Origin of the sequence: Massilia alkalitolerans DSM 17462 (assembly GCF_000427785.1) — a bacterium.
Taxonomy (GTDB): Bacteria; Pseudomonadota; Gammaproteobacteria; order Burkholderiales; family Burkholderiaceae_D; genus Telluria; species Telluria alkalitolerans.
In genome coordinates this window covers 19700-43734 of sequence record NZ_ATYR01000040.1, presented here as the reverse complement: position 1 = coordinate 43734, position 24035 = coordinate 19700, and the positions used below count along the sequence as shown (strand labels likewise).

General features: G+C 61.5%; 18 protein-coding genes, 1 tRNA gene and 1 pseudogene. 6 read left to right on the top strand and 14 right to left on the bottom strand.

The window, feature by feature from the left end:
* Positions 1-38: 38 nt before the first annotated feature.
* The 6 genes from YWC_RS0124875 to YWC_RS0124845 all read right to left on the bottom strand — a co-directional run bounded on the left by YWC_RS0124875 (position 39) and on the right by YWC_RS0124845 (position 9989).
* Positions 39-1297, bottom strand: a protein-coding gene (locus YWC_RS0124875) for an IS3 family transposase (protein ID WP_229413060.1) whose coding sequence is annotated in 2 segments (ribosomal slippage) — positions 39-967 and positions 967-1297 — 1260 coding nt in all. Because the reading frame shifts where the segments join, the coding sequence is not laid out codon by codon here.
* A gap of 1336 nt (positions 1298-2633) precedes the next feature.
* Positions 2634-4277, bottom strand: a complete 1644-nt coding sequence (locus tag YWC_RS0124865) for a hypothetical protein (RefSeq protein ID WP_036215955.1) — start codon at positions 4275-4277, stop codon at positions 2634-2636.
* Complete coding sequence (locus YWC_RS30785; RefSeq protein WP_036215953.1) at positions 4274-5644, bottom strand: hypothetical protein; 1371 nt, start codon at positions 5642-5644, stop codon at positions 4274-4276. The genes YWC_RS0124865 and YWC_RS30785 overlap by 4 nt, the downstream gene beginning before the upstream one ends.
* 24 nt (positions 5645-5668) lie before the next feature.
* Complete coding sequence (locus tag YWC_RS0124855; protein ID WP_027867798.1) at positions 5669-7123, bottom strand: ATP-binding protein; 1455 nt, start codon at positions 7121-7123, stop codon at positions 5669-5671.
* 2 nt (positions 7124-7125) lie between these two features.
* Complete coding sequence (locus YWC_RS0124850) at positions 7126-9621, bottom strand: Hsp70 family protein (RefSeq protein ID WP_027867797.1); 2496 nt, start codon at positions 9619-9621, stop codon at positions 7126-7128.
* A 2-nt stretch (positions 9622-9623) separates the two neighbouring features.
* Positions 9624-9989 (bottom strand): hypothetical protein, encoded by a 366-nt coding sequence (locus tag YWC_RS0124845; protein ID WP_027867796.1) that lies wholly within the window; start codon positions 9987-9989, stop codon positions 9624-9626.
* A gap of 1237 nt (positions 9990-11226) precedes the next feature.
* On the opposite strand from YWC_RS0124845, the gene YWC_RS0124835 reads away from it, so the two are divergent.
* Positions 11227-11487, top strand: a complete 261-nt coding sequence (locus YWC_RS0124835; RefSeq protein WP_156923889.1) for a hypothetical protein — start codon at positions 11227-11229, stop codon at positions 11485-11487.
* A gap of 171 nt (positions 11488-11658) precedes the next feature.
* A pseudogene (locus YWC_RS32440) lies at positions 11659-11745 on the top strand (single-stranded DNA-binding protein); the annotation flags it as partial.
* A gap of 801 nt (positions 11746-12546) precedes the next feature.
* Here YWC_RS32440 and YWC_RS0124825 read toward each other — a convergent pair.
* The 4 genes from YWC_RS0124825 to pepN all read right to left on the bottom strand — a co-directional run bounded on the left by YWC_RS0124825 (position 12547) and on the right by pepN (position 17366).
* Entirely contained in the window at positions 12547-13293 is a 747-nt protein-coding gene (locus YWC_RS0124825; protein WP_156923888.1) for a hypothetical protein, read from the bottom strand.
* A 181-nt stretch (positions 13294-13474) separates the two neighbouring features.
* Positions 13475-13550: transfer RNA gene (locus tag YWC_RS0124820), tRNA-Thr, on the bottom strand.
* Between the two features lie 139 nt (positions 13551-13689).
* A complete protein-coding gene (locus YWC_RS0124815) occupies positions 13690-14691 on the bottom strand; it encodes a class 1 fructose-bisphosphatase (RefSeq protein WP_027867793.1) in 1002 nt (333 codons plus the stop codon).
* A gap of 29 nt (positions 14692-14720) precedes the next feature.
* A complete protein-coding gene (gene pepN, locus YWC_RS0124810) occupies positions 14721-17366 on the bottom strand; it encodes an aminopeptidase N (protein ID WP_027867792.1) in 2646 nt (881 codons plus the stop codon).
* Between the two features lie 195 nt (positions 17367-17561).
* Here pepN and YWC_RS0124805 point away from each other — a divergent pair, with 195 nt between their 5' ends.
* Positions 17562-18227, top strand: coding sequence for a DUF4136 domain-containing protein (locus YWC_RS0124805; RefSeq protein ID WP_027867791.1), 666 nt, complete (start codon positions 17562-17564; stop codon positions 18225-18227).
* Positions 18228-18261: 34 nt separating this feature from the next.
* Here the strand turns inward: YWC_RS0124805 and YWC_RS34075 are convergent, their stop codons facing one another.
* From YWC_RS34075 to YWC_RS0124785, 4 genes are read right to left on the bottom strand one after another with little or no spacing between them, the layout of a single operon-like run.
* Positions 18262-18384: a hypothetical protein gene (locus YWC_RS34075; protein WP_267872174.1), complete on the bottom strand. Its 123-nt coding sequence runs from the start codon at positions 18382-18384 to the stop codon at positions 18262-18264.
* A complete protein-coding gene (locus YWC_RS0124795; RefSeq protein ID WP_027867790.1) occupies positions 18381-19355 on the bottom strand; it encodes a quinone oxidoreductase family protein in 975 nt (324 codons plus the stop codon). The genes YWC_RS34075 and YWC_RS0124795 overlap by 4 nt, the downstream gene beginning before the upstream one ends.
* Positions 19356-19380: 25 nt before the next feature.
* Positions 19381-19779, bottom strand: a complete 399-nt coding sequence (locus tag YWC_RS0124790; RefSeq protein WP_027867789.1) for a methylglyoxal synthase — start codon at positions 19777-19779, stop codon at positions 19381-19383.
* A complete protein-coding gene (locus tag YWC_RS0124785) occupies positions 19776-20696 on the bottom strand; it encodes a DMT family transporter (RefSeq protein WP_027867788.1) in 921 nt (306 codons plus the stop codon). Before YWC_RS0124785 ends, YWC_RS0124790 begins: the two co-directional genes overlap by 4 nt.
* A gap of 213 nt (positions 20697-20909) precedes the next feature.
* Here YWC_RS0124785 and YWC_RS30780 point away from each other — a divergent pair, with 213 nt between their 5' ends.
* The 3 genes from YWC_RS30780 to purD all read left to right on the top strand — a co-directional run bounded on the left by YWC_RS30780 (position 20910) and on the right by purD (position 23862).
* Positions 20910-21680, top strand: a complete 771-nt coding sequence (locus YWC_RS30780) for a copper chaperone (protein ID WP_051306739.1) — start codon at positions 20910-20912, stop codon at positions 21678-21680.
* Between the two features lie 111 nt (positions 21681-21791).
* Positions 21792-22517, top strand: a complete 726-nt coding sequence (locus tag YWC_RS0124770; RefSeq protein ID WP_027867787.1) for a YebC/PmpR family DNA-binding transcriptional regulator — start codon at positions 21792-21794, stop codon at positions 22515-22517.
* A gap of 79 nt (positions 22518-22596) precedes the next feature.
* On the top strand, positions 22597-23862 hold the full coding sequence (purD, locus tag YWC_RS0124765; RefSeq protein WP_027867786.1) for a phosphoribosylamine--glycine ligase: 1266 nt from the start codon (positions 22597-22599) through the stop codon (positions 23860-23862).
* The last annotated feature ends 173 nt before the right edge of the window (positions 23863-24035 follow it).

The window sequence follows — 24035 nt, the reverse complement described above, 5'->3', positions numbered from 1 at the left end:
CTGATCTTGCCCCGCTTTTCCCGGACACAGCCTGATGCTTAGTTAGCGTCAGTTTCCAGAGCCTGACGGCGTCGCTCTTTCCTAAACATCCGCGGCGATTTGTAGCCGAGCGCTGAATGCGGATGCACCTCGTTGAAATGCTTGAATGCGTCGGGCAACTGAGTCAGCACGACAGCGCCGCTGCTGCGGTCCATGCCGCCGACGTAATCTCGTTTAAACGTGTTCACGAAGCTCTCTGCCATGCCGTTCGACTGCGGGCTGTTCACTGGCGTATGCACCGGCCTGATGCCCAGTTGATGGGCCAAAGCGTGCGTTTCGATAGCCCGGAAAGCGCCGCCATTGTCGCTCAAGAATTCCACTGTGATCGCCCGCTCGTCGGTGCTGCCGAAACGTGCTTCCACGGCCTCAATCATCATGTCGCGCACCGGCTCACCGGGCAGGCCACGTCCGATCCAGGCACGCCAGGCGATAATCTCGCGGTCGCAGCAGTCCTTCATGAACACGCCAGTCACCACCTCGCCGTTGTCGCAGGCGATCTCGAAGCCATCCGAGCACCAGCGCTGGTTCGACTCTTCGACCATCACTTTGCCGTCGTGAGGGCGGCCGCTGTCACTACGCCTAGGCGATTTCGGCAGCAGCAAACCCTGCTCCTTCATCACGCGGTACATGCGCTTGTGGTTCACTGGACGCAGGCCCATCAGGCTTCGCGTACGGTTCACCAGGGCGCCAGCACGACGGTAACCATAGGTCGGCAGCGCCGTGATCTCGGCGCGTACCGCGTCGGCAATCATCGCGTCGGCGACCGGGTCGAGCCTGGCCACGGTGCGCTTGTCGACCCAGTCCGCGGGTCGGGCAAGAAGGTCAATCACGTGCGAGCGCGCTACACCAAGGACAACGCAGACAGGCTTTACTGCCCGTCCTTGTCCAATAAGGGTGAGCGCGCAATCCACTTTTTTTCGCGAGCCAGCTCGACCGCTTCGCGCAGGATCTCCGCCTCCATCGTCTTCTTGCCCAGCATGCGCTGCAGTTGCGCGATCTGGGCGCGCGCCGCCGCCAACTCACTCGCTGGCACGACCGATTCACCTGATTGCACCGCCACCAGGGCGCCTTCCCGCTCGAGCTTGCGCCAGTTGAACAGCTGGCTGGCACTGATGCCGTGCTTGCGGGCCACCAGCGACACGCTCATGCCCGGCTCGTACGTTTCCTTAACCAGCGCAGCCTTTTCCTGCACTGACCAACGGCGGCGTCGCTCTTCGGACACCGTCACGACTTCGATGGTTTGGTTGTTTCTAGTCATACTCACAGTCTTATTCCTATCCGTAAGGATACAGCATTGACTGTGTCTGGTACTTCAAGGGGCTATCTCACGACCCGAAGGGGCATCTGCCATGCCGAGCAAGCGCGTATCGACAAAGTTGTCCAAGGGATGGGTGGACCGCGACCTGTTGATCCGGATGTAGCCACCGTTCTTGCAGCGGTAGAAGGTCCTATCACTTGGTTGATGCGTGCGTACGCCAAGTTCTGCATGGTATTTGCTTCAGAAGCAGAGCGTGTTCGGCATGCCGCTCATCAGGGGCGACATTACCAAGCGAGACTGCCAAAGTCTGAAGCCATCGAGGCTATCCTGGAAAGACTCAGCGATGCGCACCTTTCACAAAGACTGATGGAAGCGAAACAGCGTAAAGAGAGAATCTAGGAGCTTCTTCGGAAAGCGGGACTCACGGGATTGCCGACTCGGCCAAGAACATAAGGCAAGGTGCAGGGGGCCGTGTGGACAACGTTCCAGCGGTAAAGTTAGTGCGCTTTGGTCGATTCTACTTTCCGGTGGAATCCTGACCATCTGCAGCGCAGCAGAGGACTGCCGGTCATAAAGCCATGTCGGCTTCGGTTCAATAGTGGACGTACACGACCGTACTCTTGGTACTAATATGGCCGTGTTCGCAGACAGATTGATGCCGTTGCCCAAGCACTTCCGCCCAAAGACCTTTGCTCACTTATAGCAGCACATCTCTCTACTCATCGTCGATCACCAAGAGGCGGATGGCCTCGTATCAATAACCGCGAAGCGCTGACCGGCATCCTGTTCGTCCTCAATACTGGAATACCTTCGTGAACTCAGCTCCGACAGCAATGTGACGCGCTGGCGACGCCTTCACGAATAGATGCAAACAGGCGTTTGGCAGCGTGTCCATGAAGCGGTATTAGGGCGCCTTTGCGAGCATGACCAGATCATGTCACCGAGCCAGTGTCAACGCTGCTAGCGTGCCAATACCGGCTGATAGGCGCCATAGTGGCCAAAATCTAACTGATCGCGGCAAGCTCGGCTACAAATATCACCTACAGGAAGATCAACGTGAGCTACCTCTAGTAGCCAAAATCTCAGGCGCACAGGTCCATGATTCGCGCCTGCTCATCCCTCGTAGAGTCGATCCCAGCTGTTAACGGGCTGTCGCGCCGCGCTCGCAAACGTCCAGGCAAACTGTACGCTAATCGAGCGTATGCTTCTCGGGCACAGCAAGTCTGGCTCCGCTGGCGTGGTATCCCAGCACGGATCACAAGCTACAGTGTGGAGTCGCGCGACCGGCTCGAAGTACGGTTCAAGCTGCGCCGAAGGGCATGATGTTCCAATGCTTCTAATCTGACAATACGTCGCTCAGGCGGCGCACGCCCTTCTTGAAGCCGAACCGCACCATTTGCTCCAGTGCGTGCGTATTCCATTCCTCGATATAGCTGCTCATCCCATACACTTTCTTGTCGCCCTTCTTGCCGATGACGAACTGGCCGTTTGCACTCCAAACCTCAATGTCGTCCCAGCCAACGCTTACCTGTTCGTTCGACACCAGGAAACGGTGCCGGTACAGGATTACGCCATCATCCTTGACCGTTATGGAACCGAATCTATACTGCTCGCCGGATCGCAGCTTCTGCAGCAGATCGATCATAATCTGAGGACCGACAGCCTTCCACAAGGTTGAGACAAACCCGGTGTACGTGGGAGCCTTGCGCAGTTCAATCACTTCTGATCTGCGCAAGGTGCCAAAGCCGATCGTATAGTTCGTGCCGGTCGGGATACCATTGACCGAGTTTGAGATGCTGCCGTAGCGAATCCGCGTGATGTCCTCAAGCGGATAGGTAGAACCCTTCCACTGGATCCCTTCGGGGCTGATCGATAGCTCATTCTTGACCAGCATGCCAATCTTGGCTGAGAAGGTAATGTCTCGGGCATACTGCGCGCGCGAGCTTTCCGCCTGGCGAGCTTGTTCGCGCAAGTCGTCAAGCGTTTCGGCATCGGCTTCGAGGCGCTCGACAACTTCAGGTAATTCGGCAAACAGCTCTTGCAGCAGGGCTGTCATGCGCTGTGCCTGCTCGAGCATCTCATGTTCGTTGAATAAGTCGATGCCAAGTGATCGCATGGATCGAGCGACTTCCGTGCTCGGCTCGTGATCTGTTCCGCGCGATTTAGCGCTGACCTGGATCGGCTGGGCGACGCTATCCCAGTTACGAGCAACCTGCTCCAGCTTCTCTAGTAGTGGATCAACCGCATGCGCTCCGCGCGCGGCCGCCTGTTGAATGCGATCAATCAGCTTATCAATGTTCTCCGCTTCCTGGGCGAGGAAGGCCTGGGTCTCAACCTCGTACGCATCCACCAGTTCGTCGATCAGCGATGGCGCGTGGGTGTCTCCATCTTCAGTGGCCAGCGCCACCACGTCCGTCATGATGGTAATTAGCTTGTCCGACTCGAACGAGTCGAGCAGCCCTTTCAGGGCGCCGCGATAAGCCTTCCTGCGTGCGGTCAGCCCTTCCTTGAGGAATTCCGCGCCCTTGATCTCTGGGAAGCCGGCGATGGCACGGTCCTCGTTAATATCGCGTAGGACGACCTCAAGATCGACTTCCTCGACCACATTAGCAAAGTCGAGGATGAATTCGGTAACTAGCCGAGAGTCATACGTTTCCCCGACCAGTTCGGCAGCGGCCGCAAACAGATTCGCTTTAGCCAGCGCTGGGAGGCGCCCTGCGGTGCGAATGTCCATCGGGGCGCGAGCAAGGTTGACGAGCAGCTTCTGCGCTGTGGAGGGTGCAATGCCGGGCAGCCATGCCATTTCTGCCAGGAGGCGGGATTTCGGGTTGGTCAATTCCGCCCGGGCTTGCTGGCATAGGTCGTGATCGAGATGCAGCGCCCGCTCCTCCGCCTTCTCGACAATGGCGTGCCGATTGTCCCTGGAGCTAACTTCCAGCAGGTTGAACGGATTGGTGTGAAGTTGGGTGGTAGACGTCATGATTGCAACTGTTTGAGCTTTTTTGTCAGGCACCGGTTGTAGGCGGCTGGGCCTTCGAGCACGCGAGGCGTTGAGCATGCGCTCTCTATCGAGTCACGCTCGTCCGGGTTCAATGTGGACAGGTCGATGTTGCGAGGAGCGGTCTTCCAGGCGGCCAACTTCGACGATAGGCACTGGTTATAGGCGGCGGGGCCGTACAGCACTTTTTGTTGAGAACATGAGCTTTGAATCGAATCGTATTCGTCGCGATTCAAGGCGGAAAGATCGATATTGTGGGGCGCAGTCTTCCAGGCGGCCAGCTTCGTAACAAGACACTTGTTGTAAGCGGCAGGGCCGTAGAGCACCTTCTGTTGCGAGCATGAACTTTCTATCGATTCGAGCTCGTCGCGATTCAAAGCCGACAGGTCGATGTTGCGGGGAGATGATGCGAGCTTGGCGAGTTGCCCTTTCTGGCAGCGTGCAAAAGCGGCAGGACCTTCCAGTACTTTCGCGCTAGAACAAGCACTCTCAAGCGATTCACGCTCATCAGAGTTGAGCGAATCTATCGTCAGGGTGCTGTTCTGCACACTGGGCTTTGCGGGCGCGCGGGAAGCGCTACGGTCGTCAGGCTCCGAGTCCATCTCCGGTTCCAGATCCAGATCCGCGTCGTCCTCCTTATCCAGCCCCAGAACTGTGCGCACCCAAACCGATTGGGCTTCTTTCTTGATAATGGCACTTTCAGAGGCAAATTCGCGTTCCACCTGTTCGACGTTGCCGCGGCGGTAGCGGAAGTTCGAACAGCGAGAGTTGTAGTCCTCGACCATGCTATTGAAGGCTGCAACCTCGCTCTGGCGCTCCCCGTCCAGGATGCCTTGGATCGACTCGAGTTCGATCTGGCGTCGCTTGCACCACCGAATTTCCGGCACGTTCAGAACAGCGCCTTGCGCTACTGCCGGCTTGCTCTCCGGACGGCTAGGATTGGACTCGACAGGTTCCGGGGCTGGCGCTGGTGTATGGCCGATTTCCTCGGTTGTGGGCGAGTTCGACGTGTCAGTGGACGACAGCTCTATGCGCTCAGGTGAACGACTGCTTGATCCGTCGCCCAAGACCCAAAACGCCAAAACGATGACAGCAACCGTTCCCCAGAAATAGGCAGCCGTTTTCGTCGCTTTAGAGTCGTCTTTTAGTGCTGTTTCGTGCGTCTTGCGCGGCTGGAAAGGTGGCACCGAAGTGGCCGAAGCGTTCGTGTCTGGCTGGGCGGGCTTGGCCAGTGGTTCCGACTGCGGCGCTGACGGGGTCGCCGGAACGGTGCTCCGCGCGGCGTCGACGTCCGATACATCGGAAACCTTGTTGCCGAGACCGGCAAAGCCCTTGTTTGTATTCTTCATGTGGATGCCACTTCAACTCATACGTCAGGTAAAACCGATTTTGCGCTCGCCGGACGCTTCTACTCGGGATGGGCAGAGCTCAAGCGCGTCGAGCAGGTGCTGCTGGCGCAGGTAGTTCTTCCCTGCCCTTGCTGCCAGTCGCGCGCCCTCGCGCACCACGAAGGTAACGTCAGACAATGGTCGCCTGGCCAGCGAGGAAGCAAGGGCGACCGGGTTCACGGTTTCATCCTTTGGCAGCGGCTCTAGCAGGTGCAGCAAAAGGCCTTCGACCTCTTCGGCGCTCGCATAATCCACTTCGATGATGTGGTCGAACCGCCCGCGGCGCAGAACGGCCGGATCGATCATGTCAGGACGATTGGTCATACCGATGATCAGCACGCCATTTTTGATGGCCTCAGGAATTCGGCGCAAGAATTCGGCCACCTCCTCCACCCGGTGATGGCTAGAACTGCCGGCAGCCGCCCGGTCAGCGAGGAAGGCTTCCATCTCGTCGATCACCAGAACCGACGGCGCACTGTTCACCGCCTTATCGAATACCTCCGCAACCTTCCTACTGGTCTCGTGGATGTAAGGGCTGGCAACGCTCGATGCGTCGATCTCGAAGCACGGCCAGTCAAGGTACTTCACAAGCTCCTCCACGGCGAAGGTCTTGCCGCAGCCAGGTGGGCCATGCAGAATCAATGCCGATGGGGAGTCGATGCCGAGCAATCGGTAGCGCTCCTTGTTGGCAACGATGTCGATGATGTGCTCGTTGAAGAATGCAGCGAGACGCGGGCGACCAGCGAGGACAAATGGTGTCGCATATTTCGACGCACTGCGGCTCATAGAACCACTGTTTAGCGCAGTGCCCTCTTCTATGTCCTGCTCATGTCCTTGAGCGTCGATCCCGACATCAGTACTACGGTGCAGACGTCGGGTCTCGCCACTGGCGGTAAGTCCTGCGGCCTCGATAATTTCTTCCACATCCTTCGGCCTCAACCAGGACGATAGACCACACAAGCGGTCGATCGACGCTACGTTAATGCCCACGCCCCCGGAGAGCCATCTGCCGAGAACTAGCCTGTCGTCTTGAAAATCGAGGCCATACGCAGGCAACAGGCGCTCGATTTGCGCCACATACAGCGCGTCATGCAAGGAAACGGTGAGGTCGCACGCGCGTGTCAACTGCAATGCCCGCGCAAGGGCAAGTGCTTCCTTCTGGCTGTCTGGCGTTCTGCAGCGCGAGAGCGGCGCCAACACAGCATCATTGGCGCATTCGATCACGCCATACTCAGCATCGCCAAACGTAGCCGTCTTGATCTGCTCATCCGTCACGATGCCGGCAGCGTGCCAGCGCTGAGCCAGCGATGCGGCGGCCAGCAAGGCGGTGCCGTGGTCGGTGGCGATGATCTGCCAGTCGGCTCCGCCGTGCAGCACACGGCCGCATGAAGCGCCACCGGGCAGCACGAAACCGATTGGTAACCAGTTCTCGAGCAGCACGATTACCCGGCCAGGATGTTCGAACTGATCATCATGTCGTCTTCGCTTCCGGTGTTGAATCGGCTCGCATCGAGTTCGAGCACGATCTGGCGCAGTGAGTCGATGTCACCAGATTCCAGCGCACGCCTGCCCTTAGCGCATTGGGCTGCGTGTTCGCTCGCGTCCGGGAACCGGTGTGCGCTCTGCGCTAGCCATTTGAATTTATCGACAATGAACCAGTCCTGGCGCCACAGGATTTCGATGTTCTTCGAGCGCATCTCGTCCAAGAGGCCGTCAAATTCCGGTCCGGCCTTGTCGATGGCACGGCGGGCGGTTCTTGAGAGGTTGTCGAAAGCACTGGTCTCGGTCGGACGGGCGTCGTTACGCAGGTGCGAGTCGAAGAAGTCGATCACCTTGTCGAGGTCGATTTGACGGATCGATTCTTGGTTGGCCTTGCGCGCGAGAGCCAAGAGCCGCTTCGCCTCCTGCACATCGTCCATTGCCTGCTTTGCCGCTTCCGGATCGGCATCCCGAGTGCCGTCTTTCTGGACTCGCGCGAGGCGTTCCTGCGCTTGTTCAAGTCGCGGGTCGCTGACCTTATCTACGATCTCTTGCACGCGAGTGCTCACCCGCTCGGCCTCCTCTTCGATACGTTTAGCGGCCTTCGTGTAGTCGACCTGCCCTTCGTCACGTGAATAGAAGTTGCGCCCACTATGGAAGGTGCCACCAATGGACGGGACAGTCACGTCGAGAATGATGTTACCGGAGTCGAGTACTTCGTAATCGCAGATTAGGTCAGCCCCTCTGGCGATCGCACCGTCGGCGATATCTGTGCCCTTGATCTCGAACATCCCGACGAAACGGTTGTCAGAGACAGGATGGTCAATCTCTCCTTCCCAAACCTTGAACTTGAGCGAGCCTCGGCTGCCGGCGGCAAGCGCTTCGCCAGCTTTGAAGGTCTTCTTGCCACGTTTGGGCAACTGATCGCCTTCCCTCACAAGGAAGTCTAGGATGGTGCGGCCACCGACCTTGTCCAGTACTTCGACTGCGATCGAGTGCGACGCCGGAATAGCATCGATCTGGGCTGCGGTACGGGCAATGACAATACGGTCGTGCGGCAGGGAGATGCCGCCACCGGCGGCGTCGTAAACGAATATCTTGAAGACATTCTCGCCAGGTTTGCTGAGCGTGACGTCGACGATAACACCGTCGCGCAGCGCCATCCGGCCCGATGACCAGCCATTATCGAGGCTGTCGATCTGGAACGCCATGCCATCGGCAGCGCCAGAACCCAGCTTGGCGACAACTTTCGCGCGGTGGTCGGGTGTGCGAGCCTGGAAATTGAAGGACAGTGCCAGCTGCCCGCCCGTGGCCAGTGCACCGCGGCCACTCTTGCGGGAGCGGTTGTGGCTCGACCAGTCGATTGATTCGGCGAACAGGGCGGCGCCCTCGGCGACAGCGGTCATCGGATTCACGTCCGTCGAGGCGGCGATGCCAAGCTCGAACGCCACCTTGTCGCGCAGCGGCTTGTACTGGGTAGGGCCGCCCACGAACACAATACGGCCAATGTCGTGTGGGCTCAGGCCAGATTTTTCCATTGTGTCGCGCGCTGCGCCGACCGATTCCTCGACCTTCTCGGCGATCAAGCTGTCGAATGTAGTGCGAGTAATCGCGATGTCCAGATAGATGTCGGTGCCGCTTTCGTCGCGCACGCGCAGTTCGCTGTCATCGAGCGTAATGATCGCCTCTTCGCCGGACGACAGCTCGATCTTGGCCTTCTCGGCCGCCCAGGTGGCCATGTGGCGCAAGATCGCGTAGCGCTTGTCAGTGGAAAAATCCTCAGGCAGATCGAAGTTCTTGTGCAGCCAGGGCTTGATGACGCGGTCAAGCAGGAGACGATCGAAATCGCGTCCGCCACACATCGCAATCCCGCCGTGCGCCAGCAGGCTCACGCGGCCGTTGATGCTCTCCGCGATCGCGATATCGAGCGTACCGCCGCCCAGGTCATAAACGAGGAACATGCCATCGCTTGCGCGCTGGCGCATGACGCTCATGACGGCTGCAACCGGCTCCTGCATCAGCGCGACGCGCCCGAGACCAGCCATCTCAGCGGCGGCCATGGTGGCGTCCTTCTGCATCTGGTTGAAGGCTGCAGGGACGGTGATGACGGTGCCGGTGTCTGGATTGTTTCGGACTTCTTCGGGCAGGTAGCCAAAGAGCACGCGCAGGATCTCGGCGCTGCACTCTTCCGGAGTCATTTCGAGATCGACGGCTGGCAGACGGATTGGCGTGCTGGTGCCGATCAGGCGCTTGAACAGGGTGGCGGCGTTCTCGGGCGCGCGGGCGGCGTTGTCGTAAGCGCGCTTACCGACATACTTATTGCCTCGCTTGTCGATGAAGATGGCCGACGGGGTAACGTCATTCTGATCTGGGCTCTTAAAAAGCCGCAAGGTTTCACCGTCGTACGTGCTGATGGCGCTGTTCGTCGTTCCGAGGTCAATGCCGATGTAGTTCTTCACGGTTAAGGGGCTTTCGCTAGGATCACGGTACCACCGCGGACAAGACCTTCTGGCCCCATCACGACGGGCTCAACTACTTGTTCGATATACAGGACATCATCCGCCCCGAAGTCGCCAATGTTCAATGCGGAGACAGCCATGCCAGGGTCGTAGGCTTGTCCGGTGAGGTTGACGATGTGTAGACCGAAGCGTTCCAGCCCGTCGTCAACTTTCTTGAGGAAATAGCGGGCTTGGTTGATATGACGAGGAGATTCCGAGGGTGGCAGCTTTAGAACGGCGCGCTCGAAAATCCTGGCAAAGCGCCATCCCTCGACGCACACATCAATTAACACCTGTTGTTCTTCTGCCGCAGTTGAAGGAGTGGTCATTGCTTATGTGTTTTATCGTGCGACCATCGAAAGCGCTCTAAACGCCAATCTGCCGGCCGCAGTCGTGTTAACCAAATGAAATTTTCCAATTGTATATAGCTGGTATCCTCGAGATATACACACAAAATCACAAATGGCCCAAATACAACAATAGTGTCCTGCTTACAATCAAAAGCCTTAGACAATGTGATGGTGCTTTAGCCGGTCTTGGTCAATTGCGGACGCTCAGCACGGCTCAGCGCACCCTTTTATTGCAATTTAAGAAACTATTGAGTTTTATCAGGCACTCGGAGATCTATAGGCGCCCGGCTAACCCGTGTGCCAGAGGGGGGCGGAGTTAGGGTTACCAACTAGGGTGAAAGCCATTTTATGAAAGCCAAGGAAGGACGCATTCTGGTCATGTTTGTTATTCACTGCCATTTAGCCCTTACTTTTGAAGATCCCCAACTTCCACGAACATCCACACAATGTCCACGCACCGAATTCCTTGTAACCCGCATAAACAGTGGGTTTGCGTGATTTCGAGCATGAATATCCACATCAATCGAATGACAGCGTGCTCAATGCAGATAGCGGTTGAATTTTTCACAAAGGGCGGGGGGGTGGAGAAGGAGAGAAGATATACATATAAATCTTCTAAAACCTAGTATCCATGCGGGTTTCAGCCTTCTCTACCTTGGAGAGAATGTTATGAGAAGGTAGAGCTAGTTCAACGCAGTGCTGGTTAGTGACCACTCACAAAAATGCCCTTGGAAGACCATTGTGTCCTGACCGTAGGCTTCGCACGCGCGCGATGGAGTTCGTACACATGAGTCGGTTGGCTCCATGTCTGCTTCGCTCGCTGCCGATCAAACATGCGCTCCAGATCGGGCCGTGCCATGGCCGAGTTGGCTGGCTTGCCTGACAAGGCCACGATTCGCGCTCTTGGACAGCTGCATGACGCGGGCATGGCCGACAGAATCGGTTACAAGTACAAGGCCGCTTGGGCGCTGTCAGGCCGCTTACTGCCTCCGGCTTGATCCAATGGTCGCCCTAGAGGTACTGTGGCGAGGTCAGGCGAGCATACTAGCCTCCCCCCACCCCACCGGGGGGAGACCAAAGCGATACCCCCGTCTCGCGCTGCCTTATAGGTTCGATCCTCAAAATTTTCTTCGGCGTACATATAGGCGAAACCGATTGGTCGGCGGGATCGATGGTGATCAGCTGCTGGGCTCACAAGCCCAAGCTCGCGAATCGCGTGCTCACCTACACTGATCGGCTCTCTCGCTGGCACCTGAACGCGCCCGGGAAGAACCTACTCACGGAGCACCTGCGGAAGGCCCATGACGAGGACCTAGACGTCAGGCTGGTCATCGCCAAAACGAACCGGCCCGAGGTCGTTGAGCGCGGGGAGGAGGCGGCAAGCCTCAAGAAGGAGTTCTACATCAAGGAGAACGTGGTCGGGAAGGTGACGGTGTTCGACGGCAATAACTTCGTCATCGAGTTCCGCCAGCGCTAGCAGCCCCTTGCTACGCCCTTGGTCGAGGAGCACTTCTGGTCCACGCTGGCATGGTACGGCGCCTTTGCCCAGTAGCGCCTTTATGGAGCACCTAATTCATCGCCACGATTTTTTCAGTCATAGCTCAAATGTCATTAGAATGGCTCAGCACTACCCACTGAAAGGAATATTATGGCTATTGTCAACAAAGTCATTGCCGTCGGCAATCTCGGCCGTGATCCAGAGATCCGTTATACGCCGTCGGGCGACGCTATCGCAGCAATTTATGCTGATTACAGAATTAGCCGGGCGTCGGCTGCATACAAAAAGAAAGCTGGGTTCGCTGGTCCAGAGTTAAAACAAAAGGCCAAGGAAATGGCGTCTACCACCACTTCTGCTGGTACTGCCGCACCAGGTGCAGACGATGCAAGCGGTTCCGGGGACGATGACGACGGAGATGGCGACGGCGACAGCGATGGGCCTCGACGTCTTTCTCAGTCCAACCACTCCCCCGCTACACACCTTCCCCATCGCGCCCACTGGCGCCCAAATTTCCCAAAACCGTTGACCCGCCGCGCCTTCGCGTGGTTGCTTGCGCTCGCCCTACTTTTGGCTTATATAGGCCCGCCGGGCTTCGCCTTGCTATTTGTTCGGGTCGGGCACCCTGAACTCGCCAGTGAGATGCTAAGGTACAAACCTGTCTTGATACTCCCTACTCCACCAGGATGGCTACCGTCCGGCGAGAGGGAGGGCGCGATAACTGCTATATCTCCCGCAAAATCTGGCGCCGGAGCCGCCCCAACCGACTTACGAGAAGTGTCGCCGACGCCCGCAATATGCACGAGTAGCACTTACAGAAGAGTGAACACACCAGTCAGACGTTCGGGCGAAACCTGTGTTCACGAGTCAACAAGTCCGCGCCGCACTATGACAACCCGAGTACGCGAGGCCTGGCCGGCCGCAAAGGACCGTCCGAATAATTCCTGTATCGGCACGCAAGCTGGGGCTACCGATGTTAGTGTTTTGGAGCCGCTCGTCCAGCCCTGAGTCGGTAGTGGCGCGGAGCGCGGTAGCATAGCCTTACCAAGTCGGAGCGCTTAGCTCCCGCACTTGCGTGTCACCGCTTCGCGCCAGTCTTTCGATCTTCACCGCTCGGACCTCGCTATGTCCGTCCGCCGGCACAGCCTTGAGCAGAGCGATCGCTTCGTCGAAACGGCCCAGCAACCGCAGCAGCTCCCCTTGCTGGATCATGCTACCCGGCTGCTGCTCGCCATCCCGCAGAATGTCCAGGATGACCTCCATGTTAGACCGCTCTGCGGCCGCTGGCCAGCTCGGCGCGTCGGGGACAGGGGACCCATCGGATCGGCTGCGGTAGCGGTCGTTCAAACCCCACCAGATGCGATTCCTGAGCCAGAGCAACCGGTCCCTGCCCACGCCCTTCGAGCGCGACAACACATACACCACGTCGTCAAAATTGACGCGGCCGACATGCTGCGCGTGTCCCCATGACTTCATGGCCTTGGTCCATTCTTCGTGAGCCTGAAGTTGCCCTGCTGGGTCGCCCCGCCATCGCAGCCAAGCCCTCGTCAACCGACCAATGGGTCTCGCCGCGTCGGGCATGATTCCGACAGGCTCGATATCGTCCAGCCAGAACAGCGCCGCGCAAGCTTCACACTGGACCAAGGGCTCCTGCCGCCACCACATGCTTGGTGCGCCATCGGACCAGTCGCGCATGCCGAAGAAATTGATGGTGCGAAGCCGCCGGCGAAGAAAGAAAGCATCACAGCCGGGGCACACGTGGACAGAGGGAGCAGAGTAGCTAGTCATGGCGCTATCGTACCGCCACAATTGGGGCATGAGCAAAGACCAAGTACCGCCTCAGGGCGAATAGACAAAAACGTACACGAAGCTGGGTTACACAGCGGTTACACAATCGGATGGAGGCCGTAAAAAAGAAAAAAGGGTTACACGCCGAAGCTTGTAACCCTTTGATCTGACTACTAATTCTTGGTGCCGCTGACCGGAATCGAACTGGTGACCTTCGCATTACGAATGCGCTGCTCTACCGACTGAGCTACAGCGGCGAAACCTGGCTCTCACCTGCCGCCGTCCAGCGGAAGCCGGACTGGTGAAAGAACCATATTTTAGCAAACAATGCGGCAAACTTGCTAGTGTGTATCGAAGTCCGCCGCATTTTTTACCAGATGGTCAAATTCCGCTGCCTCACTCCGCGTGATAGCGGGTGACCAGTTCGACCTCGCTCTTCGAACCGAGGAACACCGGCACGCGCTGGTGCAGCTTGGTCGGCTGGATCTCCATGATGCGCCCCTTGCCGTCGGTGGCCGCGCCGCCGGCCTGCTCGACGATCATGGCCATCGGATTGGCTTCGTACATCAGGCGCAGTTTGCCCGGCGAGCTGGAATCGCGCATGTCGGCCGGGTACATGAAGATGCCGCCGCGGTTCAGGATGCGGTGCACGTCGGCCACCATCGAGGCGATCCAGCGCATGTTGAAGTCCTTGCCGCGCGGGCCGGTGGAGCCCGCGAGCATTTCGTCCACGTAGCGTTGCACCGGCGCATGCCAGTGGCGCTTGTTCGACATGTTGATCGCGAATTCCTTGGTGGTTTCCGGGATCTGCATGTCGCTCTGGGTCAGCACCCAGGAACCCATTTCGCGGTCCAGGGTGAAGCACTGCACGCCGTTGCCGGTGGTGAGCACCAGCATGGTCTGCGGGCCGTAGACGGCGTAGCCGGCCGCGACCTGCTGGGTGCCCGGCTGCAGGAAGTCCTGCTCGGTCGGGTCCTTCATGCCTTCCGGGGCCTTGAGCACCGAGAAGATGGTGCCGATCGAGACGTTGACGTCGATGTTGGACGAGCCGTCCAGCGGATCGTACATCAGCAGGAACTCGCCCTTCGGGTAGCGGCTCGGGATCTGGCGGATGGTTTCCATCTCTTCCGACGCCATCGCCGCCAGGTGACCGCCCCACTCGTTCGCTTCGAGCAGGATCTCGTTCGAGATCACGTCGAGCTTCTTCTGGACTTCGCCCTGGATGTTCTCGGTCTCGGCGCTGCCCAGCACCTCGCCGAGCGCACCCTTGCTGACCGAATAGCTGATGCGCTTGCAGGCGCGCGCCACGACCTCGATCAGGAGGCGCAGCTCGGCGTTGATGGTCTGGTGGAGGCGCTGTTCCTCGACCAGGTACTGCGTCAGACTTACGCGTTTCATGGACTTCCTTTGGTTTGGTTTAAATTCTTTTAATTAGCGAGCGCTTTGGTGACGATCTCGCGCACATCGTTCGACAGCCGCTGCTGCCCCGCCACCTGCTGCAGCGCGGTCTTCATGTGCTGCTGCAGTGCCGGCGTATAGCGGCGCCAGCGGTCCATGGCGCGCGCCAGGCGGGCGGCGACCTGGGGGTTGAGGGCGTCGAGCAAGGTCACGTGCTCGGCCCAGAACAGGTAGCCGCTGCCGTTCGGGGCGTGGAACTCGACCGGGTTGTTCATGCAATAGGTCGCGACCAGGCTGCGCGCGCGGTTCGGGTTGCGCAGGTTGAAGGCCGGGTGGCGCATCAGCTCGCGCACCTTGGCGATGTCGGTGGTCGGCGCCGCGGCTTGCATGGCGAACCACTTGTCGACCACCAGGGCCTCGCCCTGGAACTCGTCGTAGAAGCGCGCCAGCTCGGCTTCCGCTTGCGGCGCCCGGGCATGGATCAGGGCGCCGAGGGCGGCGGCCCGGTCGGTCATGTTGTCGGCGCCCTGGCACTGGCGCAGGGCCACCGCGATGGTCTCGTCGTCCGGCGCCGCGTTCAGGTAGGACAGCGCCAGGTTCTTGAGGGCGCGCTTGCCGGCGGACTGCGCATCCGGGCTGTAGGGGCCGGGGGTCTGGTTGGCCTCGTACTGGGCCAGCAGTTCGTCCCGCAGGCGTGCGCCGATGTTGGCGCGCATGAACTGGCGCGCCATGTGCACGGCCAGCGGATCGACGGTATCGAGCTGCTCGGCGATCATGGTTTCGGTCGGCAGCAGCAGCGCCTGCTCGCGGAAGGCCGGGTCGAGCGACTCATCAAGCAGCATCTTGCGCATCGCCTCGATGAAGGTGTCGTCCAGGCTCAGGCGGCTGGACACCGGCGCCTCGCCGGTGAGCTTGAGCAGGCGGCCCATCGCCAGGCGCTGTCCGGCTTCCCAGCGGTTGACCGGGTCGCTGTCGTGGCTGAACAGGTGCAGCAGCTCGCTGTCGCTGTAGCCGTGCTGCAGGATCACCGGCGCCGAGAAGTCGCGCAGGACCGAAGGGGTCGGCTGCTCTTTCACACCGGTGAACACGAAGGTCTGCTCGTTTTCCGTCAGTTCGAGCACGGTGGTGGTGCCCAGCTCCTTGCCGTCCAGCGTCAGCGGCATGTCATTGCCCTCGCGGTCGAGCAGGCCGACCGCCACCGGGATGTGGAAGGGACGCTTCTCCGGCTGACCCGGGGTCGGCGGGCAGGACTGGAACAGCGTGATGCCGTAGGTCTGCGCGCCTTCGTCGTAGCGCGCCTCGAAGCGCAGCACCGGGGTGCCGGCCTGGTCGTACCAGCGCTCGAACTGCGTCAGGTCGCGGCCATTGGCGTCGGCCATCGCCTTGCGGAAGTCGTCGCAGGTGACGGCCTGCTCGTCATGGCGCTGGAAGTACAGGTCCATGCCCTTGCGGAAGCCTTCGCGGCCCAGCAGGGTCTGGTACATGCGCACCACTTCGGCGCCCTTCTCATACACGGTGACGGTATAAAAATTGTTGATCTCGACAAAAGAGTCCGGGCGCACCGGGTGGGCCATCGGTCCGGCGTCCTCCGGGAACTGGGCCTGGCGCAGGGTACGCACCTGGTCGATGCGGGTGACGGCGCGGCCGGTCTCGGTGCCGATCATGTCGGCGGTGAATTCCTGGTCGCGGAACACCGTCAGGCCTTCCTTGAGCGAAAGCTGGAACCAGTCGCGGCAGGTGACGCGGTTGCCGGTCCAGTTGTGGAAGTACTCGTGCGCCACCACCGCCTCGATGCCCTGGAAGTCGATGTCGGTGGCCACGCGCGGGTTGGCCAGCACGAACTTGGTGTTGAAGATGTTCAGGCCCTTGTTTTCCATCGCGCCCATGTTGAAGTCGCTGGTGGCGACGATCATGAAGCGGTCGAGGTCGAGTTCCAGCCCGTAGCGCTCCTCGTCCCAGCGGATGCTGTGCTTGAGCGACTGCATCGCGTAGTCGGTCTTGTCGAGGTTGCCCTCTTCGACCCATACCTGCAGCAGGGCGTCGCGGCCGTCGGCCAGGCGGAAGGTCTCTTCCTGGCAGACCAGGCGCGCGGCGACCAGCGCGAACAGGTAGGACGGCTTCTTGAACGGGTCTTCCCACTTGGCGTAGTGGCGGCCGTCGCCCAGCTCGCCTTCTTCCAGCAGGTTGCCGTTGGAGAGCAGCACCGGATAGCGTTCCTTGTCGGCGCGCAGCATGACCGTGTACTTCGCCATCACGTCCGGGCGGTCCGGGAAATAGGTGATGCGGCGGAAGCCTTCGGCCTCGCACTGGGTGAAGAAGTTGCCGTTCGAGGTGTACAGGCCGCTCAGCGTGGTGTTCTGCTCCGGCACGCAGACGGTCTCGATCTCGAGGGTGGCTTCTTCGGGCGCGTTCGGGATGGTGAGCAGGTTGCCGTTGATCGCGTAGTCGCGGTCTTCCAGCTGCCGGCCGTTCAGGCGCAGCGCCACCAGTTCGATGTCCTCCCCGTAGAGTTCGATCTCGCGCTGGGCGCTGTCGGGGTTGCGGCGCACCGTCATGCGGTTGGCGACGACGGTACGGGCAGGATCGAGGTCGAAGCCAAGCTCAACAGTTTCCACCAGGTAGCTCGGCGGGGTATAGTCACTCCGGTAAATCGTCTGGGGCGTATCGGTGCGCATAGGAAGTCCGCAAAAGGCAAGGGTTGTGGATCGTACTGAAGTGCTTATTCTACCAACAAGATTTCGCCGCACCCGCCACGTTTCCCGTGTATCAGAATGTGCATGCCGTAACCGCGTGTAAATTAATTGTCGGACTTGCTGAACAGAAGGTAATCTAGAGCATAGGAAAAGTCCGTATTCACGAGGGAGAAAGCAATGAAACGCCTGATGATCGTCGCCGGAGCGGCGCTCACGATGCTGCTGACCGGGTGCGCCACCACGATCCGCAGCGATGTCACCACCTTTCACCAGTGGCCGGCGCAGATCGAGGACAAGAGCTACGTGTTCGAAGCGCCGCCGGCAGCCGACGACACGCTGGAATACCGCGCCTACCAGGACCTGGTGCGCGGCCAGCTGGCGCGCCTGGGCTTCCGCGATGCCGCAGGCGGCAAGCCGGCGCTGACGGTATCGATGCGCTTCACCACCACCGAAGTGCCGGTGCGCGTGGTCGAGCCGATCACGCCCTTCGCCCACCCGTTCGCCTCGCCGTTCTACCGCCCCTACTACCATCCGGCGCGGCGCTTCGGCTACCGCGGCCTGCACCGTCCGTACTGGGGCGGTTTCTACAGCAGCCCGTTCTACGATCCGTTCTGGAGCCCGGCCTACCAGGTCTCGATCGAGCACCGCTACCGCCGCGAACTGCAGGTCGGGATCAAGTCGGCCAGCGACGGCAAGCGCCTGTTCGACGTCACCGTGCACAACATGAGCCGCGAGCTGTCGACGCCGGCGCTGATGCCGGCACTGGTGCAGAGCGCCTTTGAAGGCTTCCCGGGACCGTCGGGCGTGGCGCGCAGGGTGGAACTGAAGCAGCAGAACGGCTAGCAAACCATAGGGTGGACGACTCTGCCGTCCACCCCTACGAGAAGTAGGCTTCCGAACCGAAGGTGAGCGCCACGACCAGCAGCAGCGCGAACGCCAGCACGATCAACAGGCGCCCGAACTTCGGCGCGCCGCTTTCTTCCTTGTCCGTGTCCCTCATGGCAGCAGCACCGTCGAGCCGGTCGTGCGGCGCCCTTCCAGCGCCCGGTGCGCCTCGGCTGCATCTGCCAGCATGAAGCGCTGCTTGACCTCGATTCTGATCTTCCCGCTTTCCACCATCTCGAACAATTCCGCCGCCATCGCCTCGAGCGCGGGCCGGGTGGCGGCATAGGCAAATAGCGTCGGACGCGTGATGTAGAGCGAGCCGCGCGAGGCCAGCTCGGAAAGCGCGAAGGGCGGCACCGCACCCGAGGCGTTGCCGAAGCTGACCATCAGGCCGCGCGGCTGCAGGCAGTCGAGCGAACGGATGAAGGTGTCCTTGCCGACCGAGTCGTAGACCACCGGCACCCTGGCGCCATCGGTAATCTCCAGCACGCGCTGCACCACGTCCTCGGTGTTGTAGTTGATGACGTGGGCCGCCCCGTGGGCGCGCGCCAGTTCCGCCTTTTCCTCGGAGCCGACGGTGCCGATCAGCTTCACGCCAAGCGCCTTCGCCCACTGGCAGGCGATCAGCCCGACGCCGCCCGCCGCCGCATGGAACAGGATGGTCTGGCCGGGCTGCAGCTGGTAGGTCTGGCGGAACAGGTATTGCACCGTCAGGCCCTGCAGCATCATGGCGGCGCCAGTCTCGAAGGAAATCGCATCCGGCAGGCGCACCAGCATGTTGGCCGGCATGACGCGCGCCTCGCTGTAGGCGCCTGCCGGGCCGCCGGCATAGGCGACACGGTCGCCCGGCTGAATGTGGGTGACGCCCTCGCCCACCGCCTCGACCACGCCGGCGCCTTCCTGGCCCAGGCCGGACGGCAGGGCCATCTTGTACAGGCCGCTGCGGTAATAGGTATCGATGTAGTTCAGGCCGATGGCGTGGTGGCGCACGCGCGCCTCGCCCGGCCCGGACTCGCCGACGTCGACGTCCACGTACTCGAGCACTTCGGGTCCGCCAGTGGCGGCGATGCGGATGGCTTTGACCAGCATGGGATTCTCCAGATGCGGCTCCTCAGGCGTGCGCGCGGGCGCGCAGCAGTTGCGACAGCACCAGGCGCGCCGTCGAGACGTTGGTGGCGCAGGCGATGTTGTGCACGTCGCAGGCGCGTACCAGGGCGTTGATGTCGGGTTCGTGCGGCTGCGGCGTCATCGGGTCGCGCAGGAAGATCACGCAGTCGATCTCGCCCTGCACCAGCTGGGCGCCGATCTGCAGGTCGCCGCCGACCGGGCCGGAATGCTTGCGCTCGACCGTGAGTCCGAGCTCGTTGGCCAGGCGCCCGCCGGTGGTGCCGGTGGCCGAGAGCGAGCAGCCCTTGAGGAAGTCAAGGTACTCCCTGGCGAGGGTGATCATGTCGTCCTTCTTCCTGTCGTGCGCGATCAGTGCAATGCGTGGCTTGGTCATTGTCGTCATTTTTTCAGCGAGAGAGAATAGATCCCCACCAGCACGAGACCGGTGCCGGCCAGCTGCACGCCTGTTACCGGCTCGCCGAGGATCAGCGCGCCGAGGAACAGCGTCGATACCGGACCGATCATCCCGGCCTGCGAGGCGGTCGCGGCGCCGATGCGCTGGACCGCGGCCATGGTCATGAACACGGGGAAGATCGTACAGAATACCCCATTCACCAGCGAGAGCCAGTAAACCTCGGCCGGCTGCACCAGCATGCTCGCCGGGCGCAGCAGGAAGAACTGGGCGATGCAGGCCGCGCTCGACACGCACATCGCGTAGGCCACCAGGCGCAGCGAGCCGATGCGTCTGACCATCTCGCCGGTGCCGAGCAGGTAGACGGCATACGAGATCGCCGAGCCCAGCACCAGCAGCGAACCCAGGATGGTGCTGCCCGAACCGCCGGCCAGGTCGTGCACGAACACCAGCACGATGCCGCAATAGGCCAGTCCCAGCGCCGCCCATTCCGCTCCCTTGACGCGCCGCTTGAAGATCATCACGTTCGCCAGCAGCACGAAGGTCGGGGTCAGGAACAGGATCAGCCGCTCGAGCCCCACCGAGATGTGCTGCAGGCCGAGGAAGTCGAGGTAGCTCGACAGGTAGTAGCCGAGCAGGCCCAGCACGACGATGCGCCAGCGGTCCTGCTTCGACAGCGGCGGCTGGGTCCGCATCTTCCAGAGCGCAACGGCGGCAAACACCGGAAGCGAGAACAGCATTCTGAACGCGATCAAAGTAACTGCATCGATGTGGTAGCGATACAGCAGTTTGGCCACGATGGCTTTCGTGGAAAACAGGACGGCGCCTGCGACGGCGATCGACAGGCCGGCGACGAGGGCGGCGCGTGGTAAAGGAGCAGCAGGGTTGGCGGGGATGCTTTCGTTCATCCGACGATTGTACGAGGCTTCGGCCGGGCTCGCTGGAGGCGGGCCGGACGGCGCCCCAGAACGCGGCCGGTGCGGCGCTGTCGAACAGCGCACATCAACCATATCGAGGAGAGACCGAATGACGAACTCGTCAAACCATCGCGCGGGCCGGCACCGGGCGGACGCAAGCTTCGTGCACGCAGCCGCCCTGCCCGCCCACCGCGGGAGCCGCCAATGAGCCTGTCCGGCATCGATGAACGCCTCGGGCGGCCGGTCGCGCTGGGCCTGGCCTGGATGGTCCTGCTCGCCTGCGCCAGCCTCGCCCCGTTCGTCTTCCAGGGCGGGGCGCTGCCCCTTTCCCTGGCCGGCGCCCCCGACCGGCCCCCGCCGGCGCCGCTGCGCGCCACCGAACTGATGCTGCTGTTCGCGATGTGGGCCGGCCTGTGCGTGGCCCTGATGCTGCCGGCCGCGGCGGGCGCGCTGTTCGTCTACCTGCGCGTCGCGCGCCGCCGCGCAGGCGTGCGCTGGCCGCGCCTGGCAACCGCCCTGTTCGCGACCGGCTGCCTGCTGGCCTGGACCGGTTTCGCGGCCCTGCTCACCCTGCTGCATTGGGCCCTGCACGACGCCGGCCTGCTCGACGCCGCGCTGGCGGCGCCCCAGCCGGCCCTGGGCCTGGCGCTGGTCGCCGCCGGGGCCTGGCAGTGGACCCCCGCCAAGCACGCCTGCCTGCAGCACTGCCGGGTGCCGCTGGCGGGCGTGCTGGTTGACTGGCGCGGCGGCGCCCTGGGCGCGCTGTGGCAGGGCGCGGAGCACGGACGCACCTGCCTCGGCTGCTGCTGGCTGCTGGTTCTCCTGCTGCTGGGCGGCGGTCCGGGCAATCCCGCCCTGGTCGCGGCGGCAGGGCTGCTGGTGCTGGCCGAACTGCGGCTCGAGGAAGGCCCGCTGGCCGGCTGCGTGGCCGGGGCGGCGATGGTGGCCGGAGGCACCTGGCTGTTGTTTCCATGACAGTTTGCTCACCAGCCTGGGCGATTTTGCAAGGGGGGCCTATGCTAAAATGTCGGCCACTCTTGCATACAGGAACCCCGCAGGTTCCATACCGTCTAAGGAACTTTGGAAATGGCTGGACACAGCAAATGGGCCAACATCAAGCATAAGAAAGCCGCTACCGACGCCAAGCGCGGCAAGATCTGGACGCGCCTGATCAAGGAGATCACCGTGGCCGCGCGCATGGGCGGCAGCGACGTCAACTCGAACCCGCGCCTGCGCCTGGCGGTCGAGAAGGCGGCCGACGCCAACATGCCGAAGGATAACGTCACGCGCGCGATCCAGCGCGGCGCCGGCGAACTCGAAGGCGTCAACTACGAAGAGATCCGCTACGAAGGCTACGGCATCGGCGGCGCCGCGATCATCGTCGACTGCCTGACGGACAACCGCGTGCGTACCGTGGCCGAAGTGCGCCACGCCTTCAACAAGTACGGCGGCAACATGGGCACCGAGGGTTCGGTGGCCTTCATGTTCAAGCACGTCGGCCAGTTCCAGTTCGCGCCGGGTGTGAACGAGGACGGGCTGATGGAAGCCGCACTCGAAGCCGGCGCCGACGACGTGGTGCAGGACGAGGAAGGCGGCTTCGAAGTGCTGTGCGACCCGTTCGCCTACGCCGGCGTGAAGGAAGCGCTGGAAAAGGCCGGCTTCAAGGCCGAGGTCTCGGAAGTCATCATGAAGCCGGACAACGAGACCGTGCTGACCGGCGAAGACGCCGTCAAGATGCAGAAGATCCTCGACGCGCTGGAAAACCTGGACGACGTCCAGGATGTCTACACCAACGCTGTCATCGACGAGTAAGCAGCAGCCTGTAAGCTGTTGAAAACCGGCTGGCACGCCAGCCGGATCCCCCGTAGCAACCAAGTAGGAACGCGCCCGTATGAAAATCCTCGTAGTCGGCTCTGGCGGCCGTGAACACGCCCTGTCCTGGAAACTGGCCCAATCGGAGCGTATCCAGACCGTCTTCGTCGCCCCGGGCAACGGCGGCACCGCCCTCGACGCACGCCTGGTCAACGTCGAGATCACCGATCCCGCGCTTCTCGCCGACTTCGTCGTGGCCGAAGGCGTCGCCCTGACCCTGGTCGGCCCGGAAGCGCCGCTTGCCGCCGGCATCGTCAACCTGTTCCGCACCCGCGGCCTGAAGATCTTCGGACCGACGAAAGAAGCGGCGCAGCTGGAAAGCTCGAAGGACTTCGCCAAGGCCTTCATGCAGCGCCACGGCATCCCGACTGCGAAATACCAGAGCTTCTCGGATGCGGCGCAGGCGCACGCCTACGTCGACGCCAACGGCGCCCCGATCGTCATCAAGGCCGACGGCCTGGCGGCCGGCAAGGGCGTGGTGGTGGCGATGAGCCTGGACGAAGCGCACGCCGCGGTCGACCACATGCTGTCCGATAACGCCTTCGGCGACGCCGGCGCCCGCATCGTGATCGAGGAATTCCTGGCCGGCGAGGAAGCCAGCTTCATCGTCATGTGCGACGGCAAGAACGTGCTGCCGCTGGCGACCAGCCAGGACCACAAGCGCCTGAAGGACGCCGACGAAGGCCCGAACACCGGCGGCATGGGCGCCTATTCCCCTGCTCCGATCGTGACCCCGTCGATGCACGCGCGCGTGATGCGCGAGATCATCAACCCGACCATCCAGGGCATGGCCAGGGATGGCATCGTCTTCACCGGCTTCCTGTACGCCGGCCTGATGATCGACGCCGAAGGCAACCCGCGCACACTGGAATTCAACTGCCGCATGGGCGACCCGGAAACGCAGCCGATCATGGCGCGCCTGAAGAGCGATTTCGCCACCGTGCTGGACCACGCCTGCAACGGCACCCTCGATGCGGTCGAGCTGGAATGGGACCGCCGCACCGCGGTGGGCGTCGTGATGGCCGCCAGCGGCTATCCTGACAGCCCGCGCAAGGGCGACGTCATCGACGGCATCCCGGCCGAAACCCCGGAATGCGTTACCTTCCATGCCGGCACCCAGCAGGTGGGCGGCAGCCTGCAGACCAGCGGCGGACGCGTGCTGTGCGTGGTCGGCCTGGGCGACAGCGTCAAGATGGCGCAGAAGCAGGCCTACGAGACGGTGGAGAAGATTCACTTCAACGGCGCCCAGTACCGCCGCGACATCGGCTGGCGCGGGTTGAAGTAAGCGCTGCGGGTTTGCATGCAAAACTGGATCCCGGCCTTCGCCGGGATGACGTTGTTCTGGCTTGTACCGCTAACTGTAAAACCGTCGTTCCGGCGAAGGCCGGAACCCAATTCCATAGCATCCCACTCGCTTCGCATTCACCACAAGAATAAGTACACCGCCCGGCGCAGGTG

Bases quoted from the DNA above. Each gene is read 5' to 3' on its own strand.
- YWC_RS0124815 (WP_027867793.1), bottom strand. From the start codon at position 14,691: ATGAAACGCGTAAGTCTGACGCAGTACCTGGTCGAGGAACAGCGCCTC.
- pepN (WP_027867792.1), bottom strand. From the start codon at position 17,366: ATGCGCACCGATACGCCCCAGACGATTTACCGGAGTGACTATACCCCG.
- YWC_RS0124845 (WP_027867796.1), bottom strand. From the start codon at position 9,989: ATGACCACTCCTTCAACTGCGGCAGAAGAACAACAGGTGTTAATTGAT.
- YWC_RS34075 (WP_267872174.1), bottom strand. From the start codon at position 18,384: ATGAGGGACACGGACAAGGAAGAAAGCGGCGCGCCGAAGTTCGGGCGC.
- purD (WP_027867786.1), top strand. From the start codon at position 22,597: ATGAAAATCCTCGTAGTCGGCTCTGGCGGCCGTGAACACGCCCTGTCC.
- YWC_RS0124770 (WP_027867787.1), top strand. From the start codon at position 21,792: ATGGCTGGACACAGCAAATGGGCCAACATCAAGCATAAGAAAGCCGCT.
- YWC_RS0124805 (WP_027867791.1), top strand. From the start codon at position 17,562: ATGAAACGCCTGATGATCGTCGCCGGAGCGGCGCTCACGATGCTGCTG.
- YWC_RS0124790 (WP_027867789.1), bottom strand. From the start codon at position 19,779: ATGACGACAATGACCAAGCCACGCATTGCACTGATCGCGCACGACAGG.
- YWC_RS0124825 (WP_156923888.1), bottom strand. From the start codon at position 13,293: ATGACTAGCTACTCTGCTCCCTCTGTCCACGTGTGCCCCGGCTGTGAT.
- YWC_RS30780 (WP_051306739.1), top strand. From the start codon at position 20,910: ATGAGCCTGTCCGGCATCGATGAACGCCTCGGGCGGCCGGTCGCGCTG.
- YWC_RS0124785 (WP_027867788.1), bottom strand. From the start codon at position 20,696: ATGAACGAAAGCATCCCCGCCAACCCTGCTGCTCCTTTACCACGCGCC.
- YWC_RS0124865 (WP_036215955.1), bottom strand. From the start codon at position 4,277: ATGACGTCTACCACCCAACTTCACACCAATCCGTTCAACCTGCTGGAA.
- YWC_RS30785 (WP_036215953.1), bottom strand. From the start codon at position 5,644: ATGAAGAATACAAACAAGGGCTTTGCCGGTCTCGGCAACAAGGTTTCC.